The organism is Citricoccus muralis (assembly GCF_003386075.1).
Lineage (GTDB): Bacteria > Actinomycetota > Actinomycetes > Actinomycetales > Micrococcaceae > Citricoccus > Citricoccus muralis.
This window is the reverse complement of the sequence record NZ_QREH01000001.1, coordinates 2874283-2893059: the sequence shown is the minus strand read 5'-3', so window position 1 is coordinate 2893059 and position 18777 is coordinate 2874283. Positions and strand designations below refer to the sequence as shown.

20 protein-coding genes are annotated in these 18777 nt (G+C 67.2%); 5 read left to right on the top strand and 15 right to left on the bottom strand.

The window, feature by feature from the left end:
• Positions 1-80: 80 nt before the first annotated feature.
• Genes C8E99_RS12895 through C8E99_RS12875 form a run of 5 tightly spaced genes read right to left on the bottom strand, consistent with a single transcriptional unit; the run spans position 81 to position 5700 of the window.
• Positions 81-1088: an ABC transporter permease gene (locus tag C8E99_RS12895; RefSeq protein WP_245952331.1), complete on the bottom strand. Its 1008-nt coding sequence runs from the start codon at positions 1086-1088 to the stop codon at positions 81-83.
• A gap of 1 nt (position 1089) precedes the next feature.
• On the bottom strand, positions 1090-2619 hold the full coding sequence (locus C8E99_RS12890; RefSeq protein ID WP_115932618.1) for a sugar ABC transporter ATP-binding protein: 1530 nt from the start codon (positions 2617-2619) through the stop codon (positions 1090-1092).
• Entirely contained in the window at positions 2616-3752 is a 1137-nt protein-coding gene (locus tag C8E99_RS12885) for a zinc-dependent alcohol dehydrogenase (RefSeq protein WP_115932617.1), read from the bottom strand. Before C8E99_RS12885 ends, C8E99_RS12890 begins: the two co-directional genes overlap by 4 nt.
• Positions 3749-4840 carry a transketolase family protein gene (locus C8E99_RS12880; protein WP_115932616.1) on the bottom strand — a complete coding sequence of 364 codons (1092 nt, stop codon included), beginning with the start codon at positions 4838-4840 and terminating at the stop codon, positions 3749-3751. Before C8E99_RS12880 ends, C8E99_RS12885 begins: the two co-directional genes overlap by 4 nt.
• The gene (locus C8E99_RS12875) at positions 4837-5700 is read right to left on the bottom strand and encodes a transketolase (RefSeq protein WP_281269069.1); all 864 of its coding nucleotides are present in this window, start codon (positions 5698-5700) and stop codon (positions 4837-4839) included. Before C8E99_RS12875 ends, C8E99_RS12880 begins: the two co-directional genes overlap by 4 nt.
• Positions 5701-6085: 385 nt before the next feature.
• Here C8E99_RS12875 and C8E99_RS12870 point away from each other — a divergent pair, with 385 nt between their 5' ends.
• On the top strand, positions 6086-7615 hold the full coding sequence (locus C8E99_RS12870; protein WP_115932614.1) for an aldehyde dehydrogenase family protein: 1530 nt from the start codon (positions 6086-6088) through the stop codon (positions 7613-7615).
• A gap of 156 nt (positions 7616-7771) precedes the next feature.
• Positions 7772-9205, top strand: coding sequence for a GntP family permease (locus tag C8E99_RS12865; protein ID WP_115932613.1), 1434 nt, complete (start codon positions 7772-7774; stop codon positions 9203-9205).
• 34 nt (positions 9206-9239) lie between these two features.
• Here the strand turns inward: C8E99_RS12865 and C8E99_RS12860 are convergent, their stop codons facing one another.
• Together C8E99_RS12860 and C8E99_RS12855 are read right to left on the bottom strand one after the other, a co-directional pair.
• Positions 9240-10586: an NAD(P)/FAD-dependent oxidoreductase gene (locus tag C8E99_RS12860; protein WP_115932612.1), complete on the bottom strand. Its 1347-nt coding sequence runs from the start codon at positions 10584-10586 to the stop codon at positions 9240-9242.
• A gap of 3 nt (positions 10587-10589) precedes the next feature.
• Positions 10590-10919 (bottom strand): 2Fe-2S iron-sulfur cluster-binding protein, encoded by a 330-nt coding sequence (locus C8E99_RS12855; protein ID WP_115932611.1) that lies wholly within the window; start codon positions 10917-10919, stop codon positions 10590-10592.
• A gap of 138 nt (positions 10920-11057) precedes the next feature.
• Here C8E99_RS12855 and C8E99_RS12850 point away from each other — a divergent pair, with 138 nt between their 5' ends.
• Entirely contained in the window at positions 11058-12023 is a 966-nt protein-coding gene (locus C8E99_RS12850; RefSeq protein WP_115932610.1) for a LysR family transcriptional regulator, read from the top strand.
• 68 nt (positions 12024-12091) lie between these two features.
• The gene (locus C8E99_RS12845) at positions 12092-13294 is read left to right on the top strand and encodes a cytochrome P450 (RefSeq protein ID WP_115932609.1); all 1203 of its coding nucleotides are present in this window, start codon (positions 12092-12094) and stop codon (positions 13292-13294) included.
• 63 nt (positions 13295-13357) lie between these two features.
• On the opposite strand, the gene C8E99_RS12840 is transcribed toward C8E99_RS12845, so the two are convergent.
• The 8 genes from C8E99_RS12840 to C8E99_RS12810 are packed head-to-tail and all read right to left on the bottom strand — an operon-like array spanning position 13358 to position 17746.
• Complete coding sequence (locus C8E99_RS12840) at positions 13358-13771, bottom strand: hypothetical protein (RefSeq protein WP_115932608.1); 414 nt, start codon at positions 13769-13771, stop codon at positions 13358-13360.
• A 52-nt stretch (positions 13772-13823) separates the two neighbouring features.
• Positions 13824-14645 (bottom strand): oxidoreductase, encoded by an 822-nt coding sequence (locus C8E99_RS12835; protein ID WP_115932607.1) that lies wholly within the window; start codon positions 14643-14645, stop codon positions 13824-13826.
• Entirely contained in the window at positions 14642-15481 is an 840-nt protein-coding gene (locus C8E99_RS12830) for an oxidoreductase (RefSeq protein WP_115932606.1), read from the bottom strand. Before C8E99_RS12830 ends, C8E99_RS12835 begins: the two co-directional genes overlap by 4 nt.
• 30 nt (positions 15482-15511) lie before the next feature.
• Positions 15512-15952: an NAD(P)H-binding protein gene (locus C8E99_RS12825; protein WP_115932605.1), complete on the bottom strand. Its 441-nt coding sequence runs from the start codon at positions 15950-15952 to the stop codon at positions 15512-15514.
• Positions 15952-16164 carry an NmrA family NAD(P)-binding protein gene (locus C8E99_RS16390; RefSeq protein ID WP_342767573.1) on the bottom strand — a complete coding sequence of 71 codons (213 nt, stop codon included), beginning with the start codon at positions 16162-16164 and terminating at the stop codon, positions 15952-15954. The genes C8E99_RS12825 and C8E99_RS16390 overlap by 1 nt, the downstream gene beginning before the upstream one ends.
• Complete coding sequence (locus tag C8E99_RS16265) at positions 16107-16394, bottom strand: flavodoxin (RefSeq protein WP_245952327.1); 288 nt, start codon at positions 16392-16394, stop codon at positions 16107-16109. The genes C8E99_RS16390 and C8E99_RS16265 overlap by 58 nt, the downstream gene beginning before the upstream one ends.
• Positions 16385-16822 carry an NADPH-dependent FMN reductase family protein gene (locus C8E99_RS16260; protein WP_245952325.1) on the bottom strand — a complete coding sequence of 146 codons (438 nt, stop codon included), beginning with the start codon at positions 16820-16822 and terminating at the stop codon, positions 16385-16387. The genes C8E99_RS16265 and C8E99_RS16260 overlap by 10 nt, the downstream gene beginning before the upstream one ends.
• 42 nt (positions 16823-16864) lie before the next feature.
• Positions 16865-17746, bottom strand: a complete 882-nt coding sequence (locus C8E99_RS12810; RefSeq protein WP_115933479.1) for an aldo/keto reductase — start codon at positions 17744-17746, stop codon at positions 16865-16867.
• 132 nt (positions 17747-17878) lie between these two features.
• Here C8E99_RS12810 and C8E99_RS12805 point away from each other — a divergent pair, with 132 nt between their 5' ends.
• The gene (locus C8E99_RS12805) at positions 17879-18754 is read left to right on the top strand and encodes a helix-turn-helix domain-containing protein (RefSeq protein ID WP_115932604.1); all 876 of its coding nucleotides are present in this window, start codon (positions 17879-17881) and stop codon (positions 18752-18754) included.
• Positions 18755-18777 lie beyond the last annotated feature (23 nt).

Sequence of the window (18777 nt, the reverse complement as noted above, 5' to 3'; positions counted from 1 at the left end):
GGTTTCTCCCGAGGTAGGGCACACCGTGGTGTGGGGATAGAAGGGTGACAAGGGGTGATGAAGAGGACGACTGACGGGCGTCACGCCCGGCGTGATTTGAAGGAGGAGAGCAGCACGGCGGCGACAATGATGATTCCGGTCAGCACCTGTTGCACGTAGGTGTTGACTCCCACGATGTTCAGGCCGTTCTGCAGGACGCCGATGATGCCGACGCCCACGAGGGTTCCGCCGAGGTTGGCCTGGCCGGAGTTGGAGAGTGTCATGCCCAGGAACACCGCTGCCACGGCCAGCATCATGTAGTCGTTGGCGCTGGTGGCGCTGGCGCTGGACAGCCGGCTGACCAGGACGATGCCGCCGAGCCCGGAGACCAAGCCGGCCAGGGCGAAGGCCCAGAACACGTTGCTGCGAACGCTGACGCCGGACAACCGAGCCACGTCTGCATTACCGCCGACCGCGTACCACCGGCGGCCGACTGTGGTGTACTTCAGCACGACCCAGATGACCAGGGCGACGACCAGGGCGATCACCACGGGCATGGGCAGGCCGGCGATGCGGGACTGGCCGACCCAGAAGAAGACCTCGGGCATGCCGTACAGGGTGGTGCCGTCCGTGACGATGAAGGCGAGACCGCCGACGGTGGTCAGGGTTGCCAGGGTGGCCACGATGGCCGAGATGTTCAGGAAGGCCACCAGGAAGCCGTTGATCATGCCCACTCCCAGTCCGACCAGCAGCCCCAGGATGATGGCGACGGGTACCGGGAGACCGGACAACATGAAGGCCGAGGCGCTGGCTCCGGAGAGGGTGGCCGTGGTGCCGACCGAGAGATCGAAATGCCCGGTGACCATGACGATCGTCTGGGCCCCAGCGATGATGGTCAGGATGGCGACCTGGGCCAGGATGTTTGTCAGGTTCCCCAGGCTGAGGAATCCACTGGGACTCAGGACTCCGAAGATGACAATCAGCCCCACCAGGGCGATGATGGTGCCGCTCTGGAGCACCATCTGAGAGAGGGACTTGCGCTCTTCACGGGTTTCGTCGGGCCGGTCTTGAGGCAATGGCGCTGCCGAGACGGTTTCGGTGGTTGCCATGTCAGGCATTCCTTCCGTAGCAGTAGGAGAGCAGGAGTTCCTGGTCGGCGCCCTCGGCGGGCACCTGCCCGGAGATCCGTCCCTCGTGCATGATGAGGATCCGATCGGAGAGACCGATCAGTTCGGGCAATTCGGAACTCACGGCGATGATCGTGGTCCCCTGGGCAGCGAGCTCGCGGATGAGCCGGTAGATCTCGGCCTTGGTGCCGACGTCGATCCCTCGGGTGGGTTCGTCGAGCAACAGCACGTGCGGCTCCCGGGCCAACATCTTGGCCAGGACGACCTTCTGTTGGTTGCCTCCCGAGAGCAGACCGACGTGCTGCCGTGGGCCGCGCGCCTTGATCCGCAGGTTCTCCATGCTCCGGCGCGCCAGCTCGGTCACGCGTCGGGCTGACACCCATCCGCCGGTGCTGACCTTCTCCAGATTGGCCAGGGCGATGTTGTCCTGGATCGAGGCGTTCAGGGACACGCCTTGACTGCGGCGCTCCTCGGGAACCAACACCATGCCCGCATTCAGGACCCCGCCGACGTCGCCCTTGGCGGGCAGTACGCGCCCCGCCACCGTGATGGTGCCACCGGTGGCCTTCTGGGCCCCGGCCAGCAGGCGCAAGAGTTCACTGCGACCGGACCCTGCCAGGCCCCCGATACCGAGGACCTCACCGGCATGCGCGGCGAACGAGACGTCTTGGACCCGGCGACCGGTCAGTGACTCAACCGACACCACGGCGCGGTCCGTCGCGGTTCCCCGGTCCGGATACAGTTCCCCCGGGGCGCGGCCGACCATGGTGGAGATGACTCCGTCGATCGTGATGTCCGCGACGTCCCGGGTGGAGATGGTCGATCCGTTGCGCATGATGGTCACGCGGTCGCACAGCTCGAACACCTCCTCCAGACGGTGTGAGACGTAGACAATCCCGACCCCCTCGTCGCGCAGGCTGCGCAGTACCGCGAAGAGGTCCTTGATCTCGGTATCTGTCAGGGAGGCGGTGGGTTCATCAAGGATGAGAACGCGAGCGTCGGCGGCCAGAGCACGCGCCACGGCCACCATCGTCTGCTGCACCGGCGAGAGCTGTCCCGCCAACCGACGGACGGGGATGCGCTGATTGAGACGATCCAGGTGCCGGCGGGCCTCACGGTTGGCCTCCGGCCACCGCACCAGGCCCGCGGTGTTGGGGGTGCGCTCACCGAGCAGGATGTTCTCGGCCACACTGATCGTCGGCACGATGGACAGTTCCTGGTACAGGGCCACCACGCCGGCCTGATGGGCGTCCTTCACCCCGGTGAACTGCACGGGCTCGCCGTCCGAGGCGATCGAGCCGGCATCCGGCCGGTAGACCCCCGTCAGGATCTTGATCAACGTTGACTTGCCGGCACCGTTCTCTCCCAGCAGCGCGTGGATCTCTCCCGGCCGGACGTCGAGCCGGGCGTCCGTGAGGGCGGCCACACCCTCGAAGTGCTTGGAGATGCCCTGCGCCTGCAGCACCAGCTCTTCGGCCTGAGGGGCAGCGGTCTCTGCGGTTGCGGTGCTCATCGCCGACACGCCCTCTCGGTGCCGGGCTCCGAAAGGTCGTTGCAGCGGATGACCACCTTCGGATGCTCGCCGCTCACGTGCGTCTCGAAGGCCTCGGACGCGTCCTCCAGGTCGAGGACCGACTGCAGGAAGGGCTCCAGGTCCAGTTCGGCCAAGAGCCTCACGGCCCGCGGGAACGTGTACGGGGAGACGAAGACCCCGGTGAGGGTCAGTTCCTTGCGGTACAGGTAGTCGGAGAGGTTGAGCGGCAGCTCGTAGTCCTCCGGGTACATGGCCCCGTAGACCACGGTGCCGCCCGGGGCCGCGATGTCCAGCAGCCCCGCCACCGCGTGCCGGGAGCCGGAGGCATCGATCACGACGTCGTATCCCGCCCCCGCGGTGATCTCGCGTGCCCGCTCCTCCAGGGAGTCATCATTGGGGTCGATCACGTGCAGCGCGCCGAATTGCCGGGCGAGTTCGCGCCGCTCCGCGATCGGTTCGATGAGCGTGAGCGAGGTGGCCCCGTACCGCGCCATGAGTTGCAGGGTGAGCTGACCGATGGGCCCGCCGCCACAGATCGCCACCCGGTCGCCGGCGCGGACACGGGTCTTGTCCGCGATCCGCACGGCCACGGACGTCGGCTCCAGCAGGCAGCCCTTGAGCAGGGAGACCTCCTCCGGGAGCTTGTAGATCTGGGATTCGTGCCAGACGACGGACCGGGCCATGCCGGGGCGGTTGTAGTCGCCCAGGTGTTCGCAGAACTGCTGGCGTCCGTCCTGGCACGGCTGGCAGGCCCCGCAGAAGCGGACGAAGTTGCCGGAGACGCGGTCCCCCACCTGCAGGTCGGTCCGGCGGACCTGCGGACCCAATTCGGCCACGACGCCGGAGATCTCGTGTCCCAGCCCGATCGGCACGTCCGTGCCGAAGAACCCCTCGGCCAGGTGCGGGTCGGAACCACAGATCGCGGCGTAGGCAACGGTGATGCGCACATCCTGCGGCCCCACCTCGTCCGCAGGGAAGGTGACGACGCCGATGCTGCCGCGCTGGCCGGCGTCGGGCGCTCGAAGGCTGCCGATGCGGGTGACCGCGATGGTCTCGACACCACCCGGTGTCCCTTCTGGAGCGGCGCTGACGGTGGTGGTGGTGCTGGTCATGCGGCGCTCCCCTGGTTTGCACATGCGGAAGGACGGTTCTCGGTCACGGCGAGGGCCGCGTCCACGGTGGCCTGCAGTCCGTAACCGTGCTTGTCCCGGAGCTCCGTGTCCTCGCCGAAGCCCGCGAAGACCTGGGGGATGCCGAGCCGCCGGAAGCCCTCGAGCCGCAAGCCCCGATCCGCGATGACGTCCGAGACCTGCGAGGCCAGCCCGCCATAGGCCAGGTGGTCCTCGACCACCACGAAGCGGCCGGTCTCCTCGGCGCAGCGCTGGATGAGGTCGGCGTCGATCGGCTTGAGCGTGAACATGTCCACCACGCGGGCGTCGATGCCGTGCTCGGCGGCCAGGACCTCCGCGGCCTCGAGAGCCTGGGACACCGTCTCGCCGTGCGCGAAGAGGGTGAGGTCGGTGCCCTCGCGGGCGGTGATGCCTTTGCCGATCTCCACGGCGACGGAGCCGGGCTCGTAGATCACCTTGTCCTTCTTGCCCACAGCCAGGCGGATGTAGAGCGGCCCCGTCATGGACATGGACTGGCGAAGGACCTCTCCGACCATCAGCGGATCACCGATGGAGGTGACGGTCATGTTCACCAGGGAGGTCATCAGGCCCAGGTCCTCGACGGCGTAGTGGGTGGAGCCGCCGTTGCCGACCAGCCCGCCATGGGTGCCGACGATCTTCACGGGGAGGTTGGGATAGCAGATGTCCGAGCGGACCTGCTCCAGTGCGCGCATGCTCAGGAAGGGGAGCATGCCGGAGACCACGGGGATGTTGCCCTCGTTGGCCAGGCCGGCCGCGATACCCACGCAGGCCTGCTCGGACAGTCCCACGTCCACGAACCGGTCCGGGTAGGTGTCCCGGAACTCGACCAGGGTCGCCCCGATATCCGGGGTCAGCACCCACAGGTTGTCATGGGTCTCGCCGAGTTCCTTGAGCGTCTGGCCGATCACGGTCCGGGAGGAGAGCAACTCCCCGAAGGTGAACGAGGTGGTCGGCTCGGGATCGCCGGGGATGCCCGCCGTAGCCGCGGAACTATCTGCAGAGCCCGTGTTGGTGGGGACACTACTCGCGGTGTTGATGGCCATGGTCATGCCGCCTTTCGTCCATCGGCCAACGCGGCGAGGGCACGCTGGAGGTCCTTGTCATTGAGGGATCCGGCGTGCCAGGCGAGATTGGCCTCCATGAAGTCCACGCCCTTGCCCTTGACCGTGTCGCAGACGATCACCGTGGGGGTGTCCGAGTCCGGGTCCGGCAGGGAGTCGAAGGCTGCCACGAGGGCGCCCATGTCATGGCCGTCCACCTCGATCACGTTCCAGCCGAAGGCCCGCCACTTGTCCGGGTACGGCTCGAGCTTCACGCGCTCCTCGGAGAAGCTCGTCATCAGCTGGCGGTTGCGGTCGATGAACGCCACCAGGTTGCCGAGGTTGTTGCTGTGGGCTGCCAGGGCCGCCTCCCACACGGACCCCTCGCCGGTCTCGCCGTCCCCCATGAGGGTGAAGACGCGGTGGTCCATGCCGCTACGCCTGCCATGCAGGGCCATACCGGTGGCCAGCGGGAGCCCGTGGCCCAGGGAGCCGGTGGACACCTCCACACCGGGCAGTTGCACCTTGCACGGGTGCATGCCGTAGGCGGAGCCGAGCTGGCCGTAGGTGTCCACGATCTCCCGGTAGTCGAAGAACCCGCGGATGGCCATCGTGATGTACATGCAGACCGCTGCGTGGCCCTTGCTGAGGACGAACCGGTCCCGTTCGGGGTTGTGCAGGTCCTGTGGATCCACGTGCATCCCGTACTGGAACAACAAGGTCAATATGTCAGCACAGGAAAGGTCACCACCTATGTGCACTGAACCGTCATACTCTCCGCAGAGAAGGAGCAATTTCTCCCTCAGATCGTACGAAAGGTCTTCCAACTCAGAGACATCTGTCTCCGGCCTGATGATCGTTGCCGCCATGTGTTCCCCCGGGAAAATCGCGTTGCCCAGCCACTTCGCTGAGATGTGATCTATGTCTCCCGAGACCATAGGCCCCCACAGGGGTCCACGTAAAGGGGTATTTCACTCAAATTTGCGCTAACTACCCAAGGAGCCGTCTGACCTGGGCTTTTATTGCAGAATCCACCCAACCGAGCTTAATGGCACCAAAAATGACGCCTGAGCGGCGGCACCTCCTTGACGCAACCGACCAGCTTTGGTTCACTATCCTTGAAGTGATATGGCTCACGCCGCCGCGCCTGCGTCGCAGGAGCCCACCGTCTCACCGCGGAATCGGTTTCCACCGCACTTGTTTTAGGCATTTCACTTCAGATCGGCCGCATTCATCATCCCTGAAAGAGGCATCATGACTGACACCACCACCTCCCCATCTCCGGGAAGCATCGAGGACCACGATCGTCCCAACACGCCGCTGTACTACGGGGGCCGGGAGCACCAGGGCGAGTCGAAGCTGACCATCGTCAATCCCGCCAAGCCCTCTGAGGTGGTGGGCCAGGCGGCCGCCGCGTCGCGCGAGCAGGCACTGGCCGCCGTCGCCGCCGCCCAGGACGCCTTTCCGGCCTGGGCCACCCTGTCCGGAGCCGAACGAGGCAAGGCCCTGACCGAGGCCGCGGCCGCCATCATGGAGGGTTCCGAACAGGAGGCCGCCATCCTCTCCTCCGAGAACGGCAAGGTCGTCGGGGAATCGACCTTCGACCTGATGGGCCTGGCCCAGCGCTTCGAGCTGGCGATCGGCCTCGCCGAGGAGGTGGACGCCGTCGAGACCCTTCCGGGACCGCCCACCGAGGTGCGCATCTCCCATCAGCCCATGGGCGTGGTGACGATCATCGTGCCCTTCAACTGGCCCATCGCCATCCTCGGCGCCTCCCTGCCCTACGCCCTGATGGCCGGTAACACCGTGGTGGTCAAGCCACCGCCCTCCTGCCCGTTGGCCACCACCCGCGCCGTGCAGCGCGTGGCTGAGCGACTGCCCGCCGGCGTGCTCAACGTGGTGACCGGCGAGGATGCTGAGATCGGTGAGGCATTGGTCTCCAATCAGGACGTGGCCAAGGTCTGCTTCACCGGCTCCGTCGGTGGCGGCAAGAGGATCATGACCATGGCGGCGCAGACGCTGACCAACGTCACCCTGGAACTCGGGGGCAATGACGGCGTGCTGATCCTCGAGGACGCCGAGTTCACCGAACAGAACATGGACCTGCTGTTCATGGGCATCTTCGGCACCACCGGCCAGGTCTGCATGAACGCCAAGCGCATCTACGTCCACTCCTCCAAGAGGGACGAGCTGGTGGCGGAACTGACCCAGCGCCTGGAGCAGGTCAAGCTCGGCCCGGCCACGGACTCCTCCACCACCATGGGCCCCTTCCACCAGAAGGCGCAGCTCGAGTTCGTGCAGGCCCTGGTCCAGGAGGCCAAGGACTCCGGTGCCGAGGTCCGCGAGTTCGGCGACCTCCCCGGCGGCGAATGGGCCGAGGGACACTTCATGCGCCCCTCGCTCGTGTTGGATCCGGACCCGGCCCTGCGCGTGGTCACCGAGGAGCAGTTCGGACCGACCATCCCGATCCTCACCTTCGAGGACCTCGAGGACGGCATCCGGATGGTCAACGACACGCAGTACGGCCTGTGCAACTCCGTGTGGACCTCTGACGAGCAGACCGCCATCGAGGTCGGCTCCCGGTTGCAGGCCGGCTACGTCTTCCACAACACCCATGGGCCCGCCCTGCTGGACCAACGTGCCCCCTTCGGCGGCATCAAGCAGTCCGGCATCGGCCGCGAGATGGGCACGATCGGCCTGAGAAACTTCCAGGAGCCGCACGCCCTGGGCCTGTTGAAGGCCGGGCCCTCGTCCGGTGAGGCGGACAGCACGCCCGTCGGCTGATCGCTCCGCCCCAGGAGCCCCACGGCCCGGCCGAGGCCGCGGGGCTCCTTTGTGCTGCGGTTCACACGATTGCTAGAGTCGGCGAGTCAAAACATCCCTAGGCCATTCGACTCCGCACGATGAATGACGCCTCCAGCTCTTGCGGAAGGTCTCACCATGATTGCCGTCCACACCCTCATCGCCATCCTGGTGATCGTGGTCCTCATCATCCGGCTCAAAGTGGATCCGGTCATCAGTCTGGTCCTCGGCTCCCTCTACTTGGGGATCGCCACCGGGGTGGGCCTGGCCGGCACCATCGAGGCGATCACCACGGGATTTGGTGAGATCATGGTCGAGGTCGGGCTGCTCATCGGCTTCGGCGTGCTCATCGGCTCCCAATTGCACGCCAGTGGCGCCTTCACTCGCCTCGTGACGGTCCTCGTGCGGACGGTGGGCGCGGATCGATTGCCGTACTCGATGGCCGCCTTGCTGTCCGTGGTGATGCCTTCCATCTACGTGGATGTCCAGGTGGTCCTCGCGGCCCCGGTCGCACGATCCGCCGCGCCGAAGATCGGCAAGCACGGCCTGCCCCTGCTGGCCGCGGCGCTCGGCACGGGGATCTTCTCGGGTTACGTGTTCGTCGTCCCCGGTCTGGCTGCCCTTTCCATCACCGGGTTGATGGATATCCCGCTGGGCGACTGGCTCCTCTACGGCCTCGTCCTCGGGCCAGTCACGGCCCTCCTCACCACGCTCGTGATGCGCCTCATCCTACGGACGAACTACTGGAAGCCCGCCTCCGACGAGGGAGCGACCCCCGTTGCGGAGCTCGAGGAGGCCCGCCTCCAGGAGGCCCACGCGGACTCCGTCGGCCACGCAGGAACCACCGGTGGCGGTGGGTCCACCGGCGGCGGTGGAACGACCGGTTCTGCCAGCACTGCGCCGGCGCGTGAACTACCACTGGTGGTCCTGTTCCTGCCGATCATCGTACCGCTGGTCCTCATCGCCTTCGGGGCCTTCGCAGGCCTTTTCGAGTTCACCAACCCGGTCATCGAGTTCTTCGGGGACGCCAATATCGCCCTGTTCATCGGCCTGCTCGGGGCCTACCTGATCTCCCGGATCACGAACGGCAATGGCCGCACGCAGGATGCGCTGCAGTCGGGTTTCCACACCACGGGCGAGATCCTGCTCATCACGGGCGTGGGCGGTTCGCTGGGTGCCGTGATCGGCGCCTCCGGACTCGACCAGGTCCTGGCCGGCCTGTTCACGGCGAATGAGAGCATGCCGACCATCCTCATCATCGTGCTGGCCTGGTTCGTCGCGGCGCTGCTGCACCTGGCCATCGGCTCGGTCTCCGTCGCAGCCATCGCGGCGGCCGGCATCATCGCACCGGTGCTCGGCGCAGTGGACGTGAGCCCCATCGCGATGGGCCTGGCCATCGCCTCCGGCGCCATGTTCGCGCTCCAGGTGAACAGCAACTTCTTCTGGATGTTCAACTCGCTGCTCGGCCTCACTACCAAGGGATCCCTCAAGACGCTCACCATGTCAACGTCCATCTCCTCGGTCATCTCCCTGCCGATCGTGGTGATCCTCGCGCTGGTGCTTCCCGCCTAGCCCACACGGTGGCGGCGCACGTGCTGGGTGCCGGCTACACCACCGCCGCGGGCTGGGTCCGCTCCTTGTAGGCCGCCCGGAGGGAAAACCCCGCGGACAGGGCCTCCTCGCGTGTGATCTCGAGGCCCGCGGCCAGGATCTTCCGGGCCGAGAGGTGGTCGCTGGGCATGTTCACGGACTCCACGGCGGCCAGGATGCCGTCTCGGAAGCAGAGCACGGAGAACTTCGGGTGGGCAGGATCCGCATCCCCCACCACCACGGTCTCGTCGTCCGCCCGCACGATGTTCGCCATCTGCAACCGGAACGGGCCCTGGGTGGACCAGAACCACGGCAGGTCTTCGTAGGTCTCGTCGGCGCCGAGGATCACCTTGGCCACATGCCGGGCCTGGTCGGTGGCATTCTGCACGGATTCGAGCCGGAACGGCCCCCCGGCGTGCACGCAGGGGAACGCGGCACAGTCCCCGATCGCGTAGATGTCCGGGTCCACGGTGCGCAGGCGGGCATCCACCACGATCCCGTTGGCGGTCTCCAGCCCGGTCGCGGCGGCCAGCTGGTCATTGGGCTGGACCCCGACGCCGGCCACCACCAGGTCGGCCGGGTACCGGTCCCCGGTGGTCGAGACGGCGAGCGCGACCCGACCGTCGTCGCCGGCCTCGAAGGAGGCGATACCCTCGTTCAGCCGCAGGTCGATGCCCAGGTCGCGGTGGGCGCCGGCGAACCAGTCGCCCAGCAGCGGGGTGAGCGCGCGGCCCATCGGGCGGGGCGCGAACTCCAGGACGGTGACCTGGCAGCCGCGGGCGAGGGCCGCCGTCGCGAATTCCAGGCCGATGAACCCGGCGCCGACCACGACCACGTTCTTCGCGGTGTCCAGCGCGGCACCGAGCTGTTCGGCGTCGGCCAGGGTGCGCAGTCCGTGGATGCCCGGCAGGTCGATGCCCGGGGTCGGCAGCTCCCGATTGCGGGCTCCGGTGGCGAAGACCAGCGAGTCATAGCCCAGCACCGTGCCGTCCGCGAGGGTGACGGTCTTGGCCTGCCGGTCCACGCTGGTGGCGACGGTGCCGGTGCGCAGCTCGATGTCTTGCTCCGCGAAGAACGCCTCACCGCGCAGGGGCAGGGGCGAGGCCGAGGTGCCGGCCGAACCGTCAGCACCGTCCGAACCGTCAGTGAGACGGGCCTTCAGGTAGTCCTTGGACAGCGGCGGCCGCTGATACGGCAGGCCGGGCTCCTCGGCCACGATGGTGACCTGGCCGGTGAAGCCCTCGGAGCGTAGGGACGCGGCGGCCTGCAGTCCGGCCTGGCCGCCGCCGATGATGACGACGCCGCGAGTGCCCTGGTCTGCCGCTGCGGACGAGCTCTGGTTCTGGGTTTGCTGCGCGCCCATGGCTCAGACCTGCTCTTCCGGGACGTCGACCTCGATGGCCTCCAGACCGCTGCCGCCGACCTCGATCTGGCAGCCCAGGCGGCTGCGGCGCTCATCACGTTCGGACGCGGTGACCTCGAGCATCTCCTCCTCGTCGTCGCCGATCTCCGGCAGGGCGTCCAGGTACTCCTCGCGGACGTAGACGTGACAGGTGGCGCACATCGCCTGGCCACCGCATTCCCCGACGATTCCGGGGACGCTGTTCTTCAGCGCCGCCTGCATGATGCGGTCGGGCTTCTCCAGTTCGATGACCTGGGTGTCGCCGCCGGGCTGGTGATACGTGATGGTGGGCATGGTGGGCTCCTGGGAGGTCGGCCCGGCGGCAAAGCCGGGATCTGAGGGTGGCGTGACCTCCAGAATGTGCTGGACACCACATCGGCGCAAAGTGGAAGATTAGGGGTAGTTCATCGCTATTACCGATAAAGGAGCCGCATGGCCCTGCCCTTCACCCTGCGCCAGTTGGAGATCTTCGATGCCGTGGTGCGCACCGGCTCCCTCTCCGCCGCCGCCCGTGACCTGCACACGGCCCAGTCCTCGGTGTCCTCCGCGATCGACGAGCTCGAGAAGCAGGTCGGCCAACGGCTTCTCGTCCGCCGCAAGGCCCAGGGCGCCTGGCCCACCGCCGCCGGCCGCCAACTGCACCGTGAGGCGGGGATCGTCCTCCACACCGCCCAGGAAGCCGGCCGGATCCTGCAGGAGCGGGACGGTCAGCTGCGCGGCCCGTTGACGATCGGCGTCTATCAGACTCTGGCCCCCTACGTGCTGCCCCTGCTCCTGGGGGACTTCGCCGCGGAGCACCCCCTGGTGGAGCTGTCCTTCGTGGAGGTCCAGCATGCCGAGCTGATGGCCGGCTTGACGTCCGGTGCCATCGATGTGGGGTTCACCTACCTCCATGAGGTCCCGGCCGAGGTGGACCACCAGCCCATCCTCGAGCGACCGCCCTACGTCCTGATGCCGGCCGACCACCCGTTGGCGGACCGGCCCTCCGTGACGCTGGCCGACCTGACCGCGGAGAAGATCATCCTGCTTGGCGATGCCCCCAGCAAGGCCAACACGCTCCGGGATCTGGCCACCACGGAGGACGACGAGCGCATCGCCTGGGTCACCTCGTCCCTGCCGCTCACCCGCGCCCTCGTGGGCAAGGGCCTGGGGGTGGCCATCCTGGTGCAACCGGACGCCTCCCCATGGACCGTGGACGGCCACCCGGTGGTCGAGGTCCCCCTGCACGTCCAGGACGGGAATGTCTTCGTCCACATCGCCTGGCTCAAACCCCAAGCCCGACGCCGGCCCCCGCGCCGCATCACCGAGATGGTCACCTTCGCGGAGACGAACTTCTCATCCCACATCGCCCGGATTGATGAAGAGCGGCGCCTGCGCAAGGCCTCGGACATTGCTTGAGGTAGTGACTCATGGCACACTGAGTTGCAATTGCAACGAGCGGCCTCTGAGCCGGTGAAGGAGAGACCATGACCACCGTGGCCAGCGGCGCGCCCACTCTCGACATGGACCCCTTCTCCGTCCCCTCACTGCAGGACCCGCACCCCGTCGAGGACGCGATCCGCGAGGCAGGCCCGATCGTTTGGCTCGAGTCCCACGGCATCTGGGCCACCGGGCGGGCGGACCTGGTCCAGGAGATCTTCCTGGACCAGGAGACCTTCATCTCCTCGCACGGCACCGGCCTGACGAACACCGCGCTGGAGGCGAACTGGCGCAAGCCGAGCGTGATCCTGGAACAGGACCAGCCGCAGCACACCGCCACGCGCAAGCTCATGAACTCCGTGCTCTCCCTCAAGGTCGTCAAGCAGCTCAAGGAGGACTTCCAGGCCGAGGCATTCGCCGTGGTGGACGAGGTCTGCGGCCGGGGCGAATTCGATGCCGTGACAGACCTCGCCGAGGCCTACCCACTGCGGGTGCTGCCGGACGCTGTCGGCCTGGCCCCCGAGGGGCGGCAGTATCTGTTGAAGTACGCCAACCTGAACTTCCAGGCCATGGGCCCTCGAGACGATGCACTCTACGAGGAGGCGGTGGTCCAGGCGGCCGAGGCCACGGAGTACGTGGAATGGCAGATGCGCCGCGAGAACCTGGACCAGACCAAGCTGGCCGGAAAGTTCTTCACCGCGGCGGACGAGGGTGCCATCACGGAGGAGACGGCCGGACTGCTGGTGCGGACCTTCCTCTCTGCCGGGTTGGACACCACCATGCTCGGGATCGGCAACGCCTTGCTGGCCCTGTCCCGCACCCCGGACGCCTGGTCCGCCCTCCGCGAGGACCCGTCCCTGGCCCGCACGGTCTTCGAGGAGACCCTGCGCTGCCATGCCCCGAGCCCCTACATCGGCCGGACCGTGGGCACGCGCACCGAACTCGGCGGCGTGGTGCTGGAACCAGAGCAGAAGATCATCAACTGCCTCTCCGCCGCCAACCGGGACCCGCGCCGCTGGACCGACCCGGAGGCCTTTGACATCACCCGCGACGTCCGCGGCCACTCGGCCTTCGGCTACGGCATCCACGCCTGCGTGGGCCAGATGATGGCCCGCATGGAGGCCGAATGCCTGCTGAAGGCCTTCGCCACCCGCGTGGACTCGTTCGAGGTCACGGCCGAGCCAGTGCGCAAACTCAACCACTGGCTGCGCGGCTACACCTCGATGCCGATGCGGGTGACGCTGAAGTAGTTGTCCACAGCCACCATGGTGATGAGTGCAGCCGATGCGCCTTCCGCCAACAGGCGGCGGGCATCATGACAGCTGCCGGCGGTTCAGCGTGGACACTGCGACGATCGACGCGATGAGTATGAGTACGCCGTAGCCGAGTGCGATGTGGTCGGGGGCGACCGACGCCGCCATTCGGCCGGCCACAAGACCGGGGACGGCCGCACCAGAATACGAGATGAGGTAGATGGTCGCCAAGAGTCCCGCTCGGTCGCCGGCCGAGACGCCGGCGAGCCCGGCGCGCATGCCGCCCGCGTTCGCGGCACCCTGCGCGATACCAGCGACGGGGCTGAGGAACAGGCCCACGGCGAGGACCACCAGCACTGCGGCGACCACCGAGTAGATCAGGATGCGCGGGGCCGGCTCGAACTCGACCAGCGTCCCCGACAGCAGGGCTCCGACGGGGATCGCGACGGGCCGGCGTCCGAGATGGTTCGACAAACGGCCCGTCGTGGCAGGCGGCGGGAGATGCCAGTGGTCGTGTTGAGGCTGCTCACGAGGTCGCGTCGGTGCTGCGGGTGAGGTGCTCGAACGCTGACACGTCGTCGGCGTCGGCCGCGGCCGCCTGCTGGAAGCCAGCGAGGGCGTCGGTGCCGAGGACGAGCAGCTGGGGCTGCTCGGAGGCGTCGACCGCCTCGACGATCGCGGCGGCGGCCTTGGCCGGCTTGCCCCGCTGACGGCTGAGGCCCGAGTCGCCGGTGCGCCCGAGGACAGCGTCGTACGCGTCGATCGTCGTCGACGACCGTTCGGCGGACCGGCCGCGGAAGTCCGTCCGGAACGATCCCGGCTCGACGACCACGACGCTCAGTCCGAAGGGCGCGACTTCCTTCCGTAGCGCTCCGGAGAGCCCCTCGAGCGCAGCCTTGGCTGCGGAGTACCAGCCCCCGCCTGGGATCGGGAAGCGCGCACCGACGGAGCTGACGTTGACGATGGTCCCGGAGGCGCGCCTCCTCATGCCGGGGAGGGCGGCCATGATGAGGGCGGCGGGCCCGAAGAAGTTCGTCGCGAAAAGGCGCTCGACGGCGGCCTCCTCGCCTTCCTCGACGGCGGCGGTGTAGCCGTATCCGGCGTTGTTGACGAGGACGTCGATGCCTCCGAAGCGGTTCTCGGCCGAGGATATCGCCACCTGCCGGGAGTCAGGGTCGGTGACATCGAGGGGGAGGACGACGACCTGATCGGGGTGCGCGGCGGCGAGGTCGGCGAGGGTCGAAGTGTTGCGGGCGGTCGCGATAACCTGATGCCCTGCTTCGGCGGCATGCTGGGCGAGGGCGCGGCCAAGTCCGCTCGAGGCGCCGGTGATGAACCACGTGCTCACGCGCCGGCTCCGTTGAAGTCGGTGGTGCGACTGATGTCGGCCCATGCGTCGATCTCATCGATGCGGCCTTGGAGCTCATCGCGGACGATGCTGATCGCGTCGGTACCGAGCAGCAGCCGGAAGGGGGCCTGGCCTGCGTACACGGTGTCGATGATGAGCTGGGCGGCGCGGTCGGGGTCCCCGGGCTGGGTGCCGTGGCTGGTGTCGTTCTCCCTGCGCCGTTTTCCGGCGGTGTCGGCGTAGTCGGTGATGACGGTGCGGGACTGCTTCAGTGACCGGCCGGAGAAGTCGGTTCGGAACGCGCCGGGCTCCAGCACCAGTACGCGGATGCCGAGCGGCTCGACCTCGCGACGCAAAGCGTCAGAGACACCTTCGAGGGCGGCCTTGGTGGCGGTGTAGTACCCGGAGGCCGGGTTGTATCGAGGCGCGCCGATGGAGGAGACATTGACGATGGCCCCGGACCGGCGGCCACGCATCTGGGGCAGCACCTGCTTGATCAGGTCGATGGGGCCGAAGAAGTTCGTGGCGAAGAGTTCGTCGACCTCGTCCACGGCGGCTTCCTCGACCGCCGCGCGATACCCGTGACCGGCGTTGTTCACCAGTACGTCAACGCCCCCGAACCGAGAGGTCGCGACATCGACGGCGGCGACGACCTGAGCATGGTCACCAATTTCCAGCGGCACGGCGAGGGCCGTGTCCGGGTAGGCGGTGGTGAGGTCATGGAGGTGTTCGGTATTACGAGCGGTGACGACGGCGTTGTCACCGCGGTGGAGGACGGCGCGCGCGAGGGCGGCACCGAGGCCGCTGGATGCTCCGGTGATCAGCCAGGTGGTCATGAGAATGCTCCTTATGCGTGGGCGGTCGGATCAGTGCTGTGTCCGGGTGCGGTCGAGGTCTGCGCGGACAGAGGCAGGTTCATCCTCGAGAGCGAGATTGGCGACGTCGCCGGGGCCGTCGAGGGCGCCGTCCGGGTCGGCCGGCAACGCGGCGAACACCGGCCGGAGATCGTCCTGTTCGAGGCCCCGGGCGGCGACGAGTTCAAACGTCTTGTGGGTCGCGTCGGGGTTGGTCAGGCTGTCGACCAGGACGCGGGCGATCTGGCTGCGAGCGATAACGCCGTCGGCGGGGGTGCCCGTCTGGTGGCTGTCGCCCTGTCGGCGAGCGATGGCGAGCTGGTCGTCGTCGTTCATGTCGAACCAGCCGGGACGCACGATCGTGTATTCGTTGCCGCTGGCGCGCACCAGGCGTTCCCCGCGCCGCTTCCATGTCGAGCTGTCGCGCAGCGCGGTCACGCCGATGGTCGTCATCAGCGCGATCCGAACCGGTCGGCCGGCCAGCGCGTTGAGCACACTGCGGCGCGGTCGGCGCTGCGGACGAGCGCGCGGACGCGGTGCCCACTCCGGAGGGCTTCGCCGACGACATGTCGGCCGGTGCTGCCGGTGGAACCGACGACGAGGATGGTCAGTTGAGGATCGGTCGTGAGGTTTGCCTTTCGACGAGGCCGGCGGCTAGGAGCCACTGGTCGACGTCCGCACCGGCGTCGCGGACTTCTTCGCCACGGATTGCCAGGCCGTCCCGGAGATCGGCACCGGTGTTCAGGTCGCGGTAGAAGTCTGCGGTGGAGCCGAGGCCGCTGACGGCGTAGGTCACGAACGGGTGGATCGGGATTCCGGTGAGATTGACCGCTTCGACGAAGGTCGCCATGATCATCGGCGGCTGCACGTTCCAGAGGGAACTACCTACGAGCACCGTGTTGTATACGGAAAGGTCGGACAAGGCACCGGCGATGGCGGGGCGGGGCGGGCGTCGTCATCCTGTTCGGCGGTGTTGCGGGCCACGGTGGGATCGTAGCGGTCAGAGTATGGTTCGGCCGCCTCAATGCGGTACACGTCGCAGTCGATCCGATCAGAGATCAACCTTGTCAGCACCTCAGTGTTTCCGGTGTCCAGCTCCCGGCGGCCTCCGTTCCAATAGTTCTCTCCTGTTCGAGAGAAATAGGCGACGAGTACGCGGCTGCCGGTGAAGGGTGCGGGCATGACGCTCCCAGGCGTGGGCGAGGCTGTTGATGAGGGTGGCCGCGTGCACGCGGCAAGACCGGCCAGGGCGAGCCCGGCGATCCCGCCGAGGAGGGCGCGGCGGGTGACGGTGCGGGAAGAGGTGGTGGAAAGGGTGATCATGGGTGGCAGTGGAGCGCGGCAGGAGCCGCACTCCACTGCACGTTACGCCTCGGGGATCGGGCGCCCGAAGGTTTCCAGCGTGATGTCCTCGGGCTCTGGTCCGCCGCGCTCACCGGTGTCCAGCGCGTCGATCTGGGCGATGTCATCGGCCATGACCTCAAAGTCGAACACGTCAAAGTTCTCGCCGATACGCTCCGGCTTAGTCGACTTGGGGATCACCTGGATGCCGTTCTGGATGTGCCAGCGGAGCATCACCTGCGCGGCCGACTTGCCGTACTTCTCGCCTATCGCGAGGATGACGGGCTCGTCGAAGCTGCGCTTGGCCGACTCGCGGTAGGACGTGATGCCTCCGATCGGCGACCACGCCTGGGTGAGGATGCCGTGCTCCCTGTCGAAGGCCTGCACCTCGGGCTGCTGGAAGTAGGGATGCACTTCGATCTGATTGACGGCGGGCACGATGTCGGTCTGCGCGAGAAGGTCGGTCAGGTGCTCGACCATGAAGTTACTGACGCCGATCGCGCGCACCTTCCCATCAGCCAGGAGCTTTTCCAACGCCTTGTAGGCGCCGACGGTTTTGTCGAATGCCGACGGCAGCGCCTGATGCAGGATCAGCAGGTCGATCTGATCGACCCCAAGCTTCGCCGCGCTCTTCTCGAACGCGTGCAGCGTCTCGTCGTAACCGTAGTCGCTGATCCAGACCTTGGTCTCGATGAAGATCTCGTCGCGGGGAACGCCCGATTCGCGGATGCCCTGGCCCACCTCACGCTCGTTGCCGTACGCGGCAGCGGTGTCGATGTGTCGGTACCCGGTCTGCAATGCGGCGACAACGGCGGCGACCGTCTCTTCAGGAGGAGTCTGGAAGACGCCGAGCCCGATCGCGGGGATCACGACATCGTTATTCAGGGTGATGGTGGAAGCAGTCATGTCTGCCACGCTACGTCCGACCGCGCCCGCGTGGGAGTCACCAGTGTTCACCCCCACCGCAAACACGAGTTCGTTGAAGGGGTGAATGCTGGTGACTCCCGGGACCGCCGCTTCGAGGTTTACCGTCGAGGCATGCACACCAGACATGAGGTACAGGAGTTCCTCACCGCACTGCGCGGACGCATCACCCCCGAGACGGCCGGCCTGACGGCGTTCGGTGGACAGCGGCGGGTACTAGGTCTGCGCCGCGAAGAAGTCGCGCAGCTCGCTGGAGTCAGCACCGCCTACTACACGCGCATGGAACGCGGCGATCTCAGCGGCGTGTCCGAAAGCGTCCTGTACGCCCTCGCCAACGCGCTCCAACTCAACGACGCCGAATCGCAGCACCTGTTCGACCTGGCACGCAACGCCACGGGCACGAACCGCAGACCAGACCGCAGCAAAACGGACACGCGCTTGTCGCCCCAAGTCGTCCAGCTCATGGAAACCATGAGGGACGTCCCTGTCGTCGCGTTGTCCAAGCTCGGCGACCCTGTGGGGTCCAACCGTCTCGGTCGGGCCCTCTTCCCACATCTCTTCCCCGAGAACGCCGCGCCAGTCAACACCGCGCGCTACCTGTTCCTCGATCCGAGATCTCAATCGTTCTACCCCGATTGGGATGATGTGGCACGGGAATCCGTCTCGGCGATGCGACTTCTCGCCGGTCATGATCCCAGCGATCGACAACTCACCGCCCTCGTCGGGGAACTCGCGACTCGAAGCAGCGAGTTCCGCACGTGGTGGGGCAGCCACACCGTCCGCACCCATACCGCCGGCACCAAACGCATCGCCCATCCCGTCGTCGGCGAGCTGACCCTCAGCTACCAGACACTCACCCTCCCGTCCGCCCCCAAGATTCGGCTCGCGACCTACCTCGCGGAGGCAGGATCGCCATCCGCCGACGCCATCGATCTGCTCCGCAGCTGGACGGCCACCCCCGCTCCCGCCCAAGAACCACACACCGCCTGATCATCACTCGCAGAAGAAACCAA

Coding starts and splice junctions, on each gene's coding strand:
- C8E99_RS12895 (WP_245952331.1), bottom strand. CDS start 1,088: ATGGCAACCACCGAAACCGTCTCGGCAGCGCCATTGCCTCAAGACCGG.
- C8E99_RS12890 (WP_115932618.1), bottom strand. CDS start 2,619: ATGAGCACCGCAACCGCAGAGACCGCTGCCCCTCAGGCCGAAGAGCTG.
- C8E99_RS12885 (WP_115932617.1), bottom strand. CDS start 3,752: ATGACCAGCACCACCACCACCGTCAGCGCCGCTCCAGAAGGGACACCG.
- C8E99_RS12880 (WP_115932616.1), bottom strand. CDS start 4,840: ATGACCATGGCCATCAACACCGCGAGTAGTGTCCCCACCAACACGGGC.
- C8E99_RS12875 (WP_281269069.1), bottom strand. CDS start 5,700: ATGGCGGCAACGATCATCAGGCCGGAGACAGATGTCTCTGAGTTGGAA.
- C8E99_RS12870 (WP_115932614.1), top strand. CDS start 6,086: ATGACTGACACCACCACCTCCCCATCTCCGGGAAGCATCGAGGACCAC.
- C8E99_RS12865 (WP_115932613.1), top strand. CDS start 7,772: ATGATTGCCGTCCACACCCTCATCGCCATCCTGGTGATCGTGGTCCTC.
- C8E99_RS12860 (WP_115932612.1), bottom strand. CDS start 10,586: ATGGGCGCGCAGCAAACCCAGAACCAGAGCTCGTCCGCAGCGGCAGAC.
- C8E99_RS12855 (WP_115932611.1), bottom strand. CDS start 10,919: ATGCCCACCATCACGTATCACCAGCCCGGCGGCGACACCCAGGTCATC.
- C8E99_RS12850 (WP_115932610.1), top strand. CDS start 11,058: ATGGCCCTGCCCTTCACCCTGCGCCAGTTGGAGATCTTCGATGCCGTG.
- C8E99_RS12845 (WP_115932609.1), top strand. CDS start 12,092: ATGACCACCGTGGCCAGCGGCGCGCCCACTCTCGACATGGACCCCTTC.
- C8E99_RS12830 (WP_115932606.1), bottom strand. CDS start 15,481: ATGACCACCTGGCTGATCACCGGAGCATCCAGCGGCCTCGGTGCCGCC.
- C8E99_RS12825 (WP_115932605.1), bottom strand. CDS start 15,952: ATGACGACCATCGGCGTGACCGCGCTGCGCGACAGCTCGACATGGAAG.
- C8E99_RS16260 (WP_245952325.1), bottom strand. CDS start 16,822: ATGATCACCCTTTCCACCACCTCTTCCCGCACCGTCACCCGCCGCGCC.
- C8E99_RS12810 (WP_115933479.1), bottom strand. CDS start 17,746: ATGACTGCTTCCACCATCACCCTGAATAACGATGTCGTGATCCCCGCG.
- C8E99_RS12805 (WP_115932604.1), top strand. CDS start 17,879: ATGCACACCAGACATGAGGTACAGGAGTTCCTCACCGCACTGCGCGGA.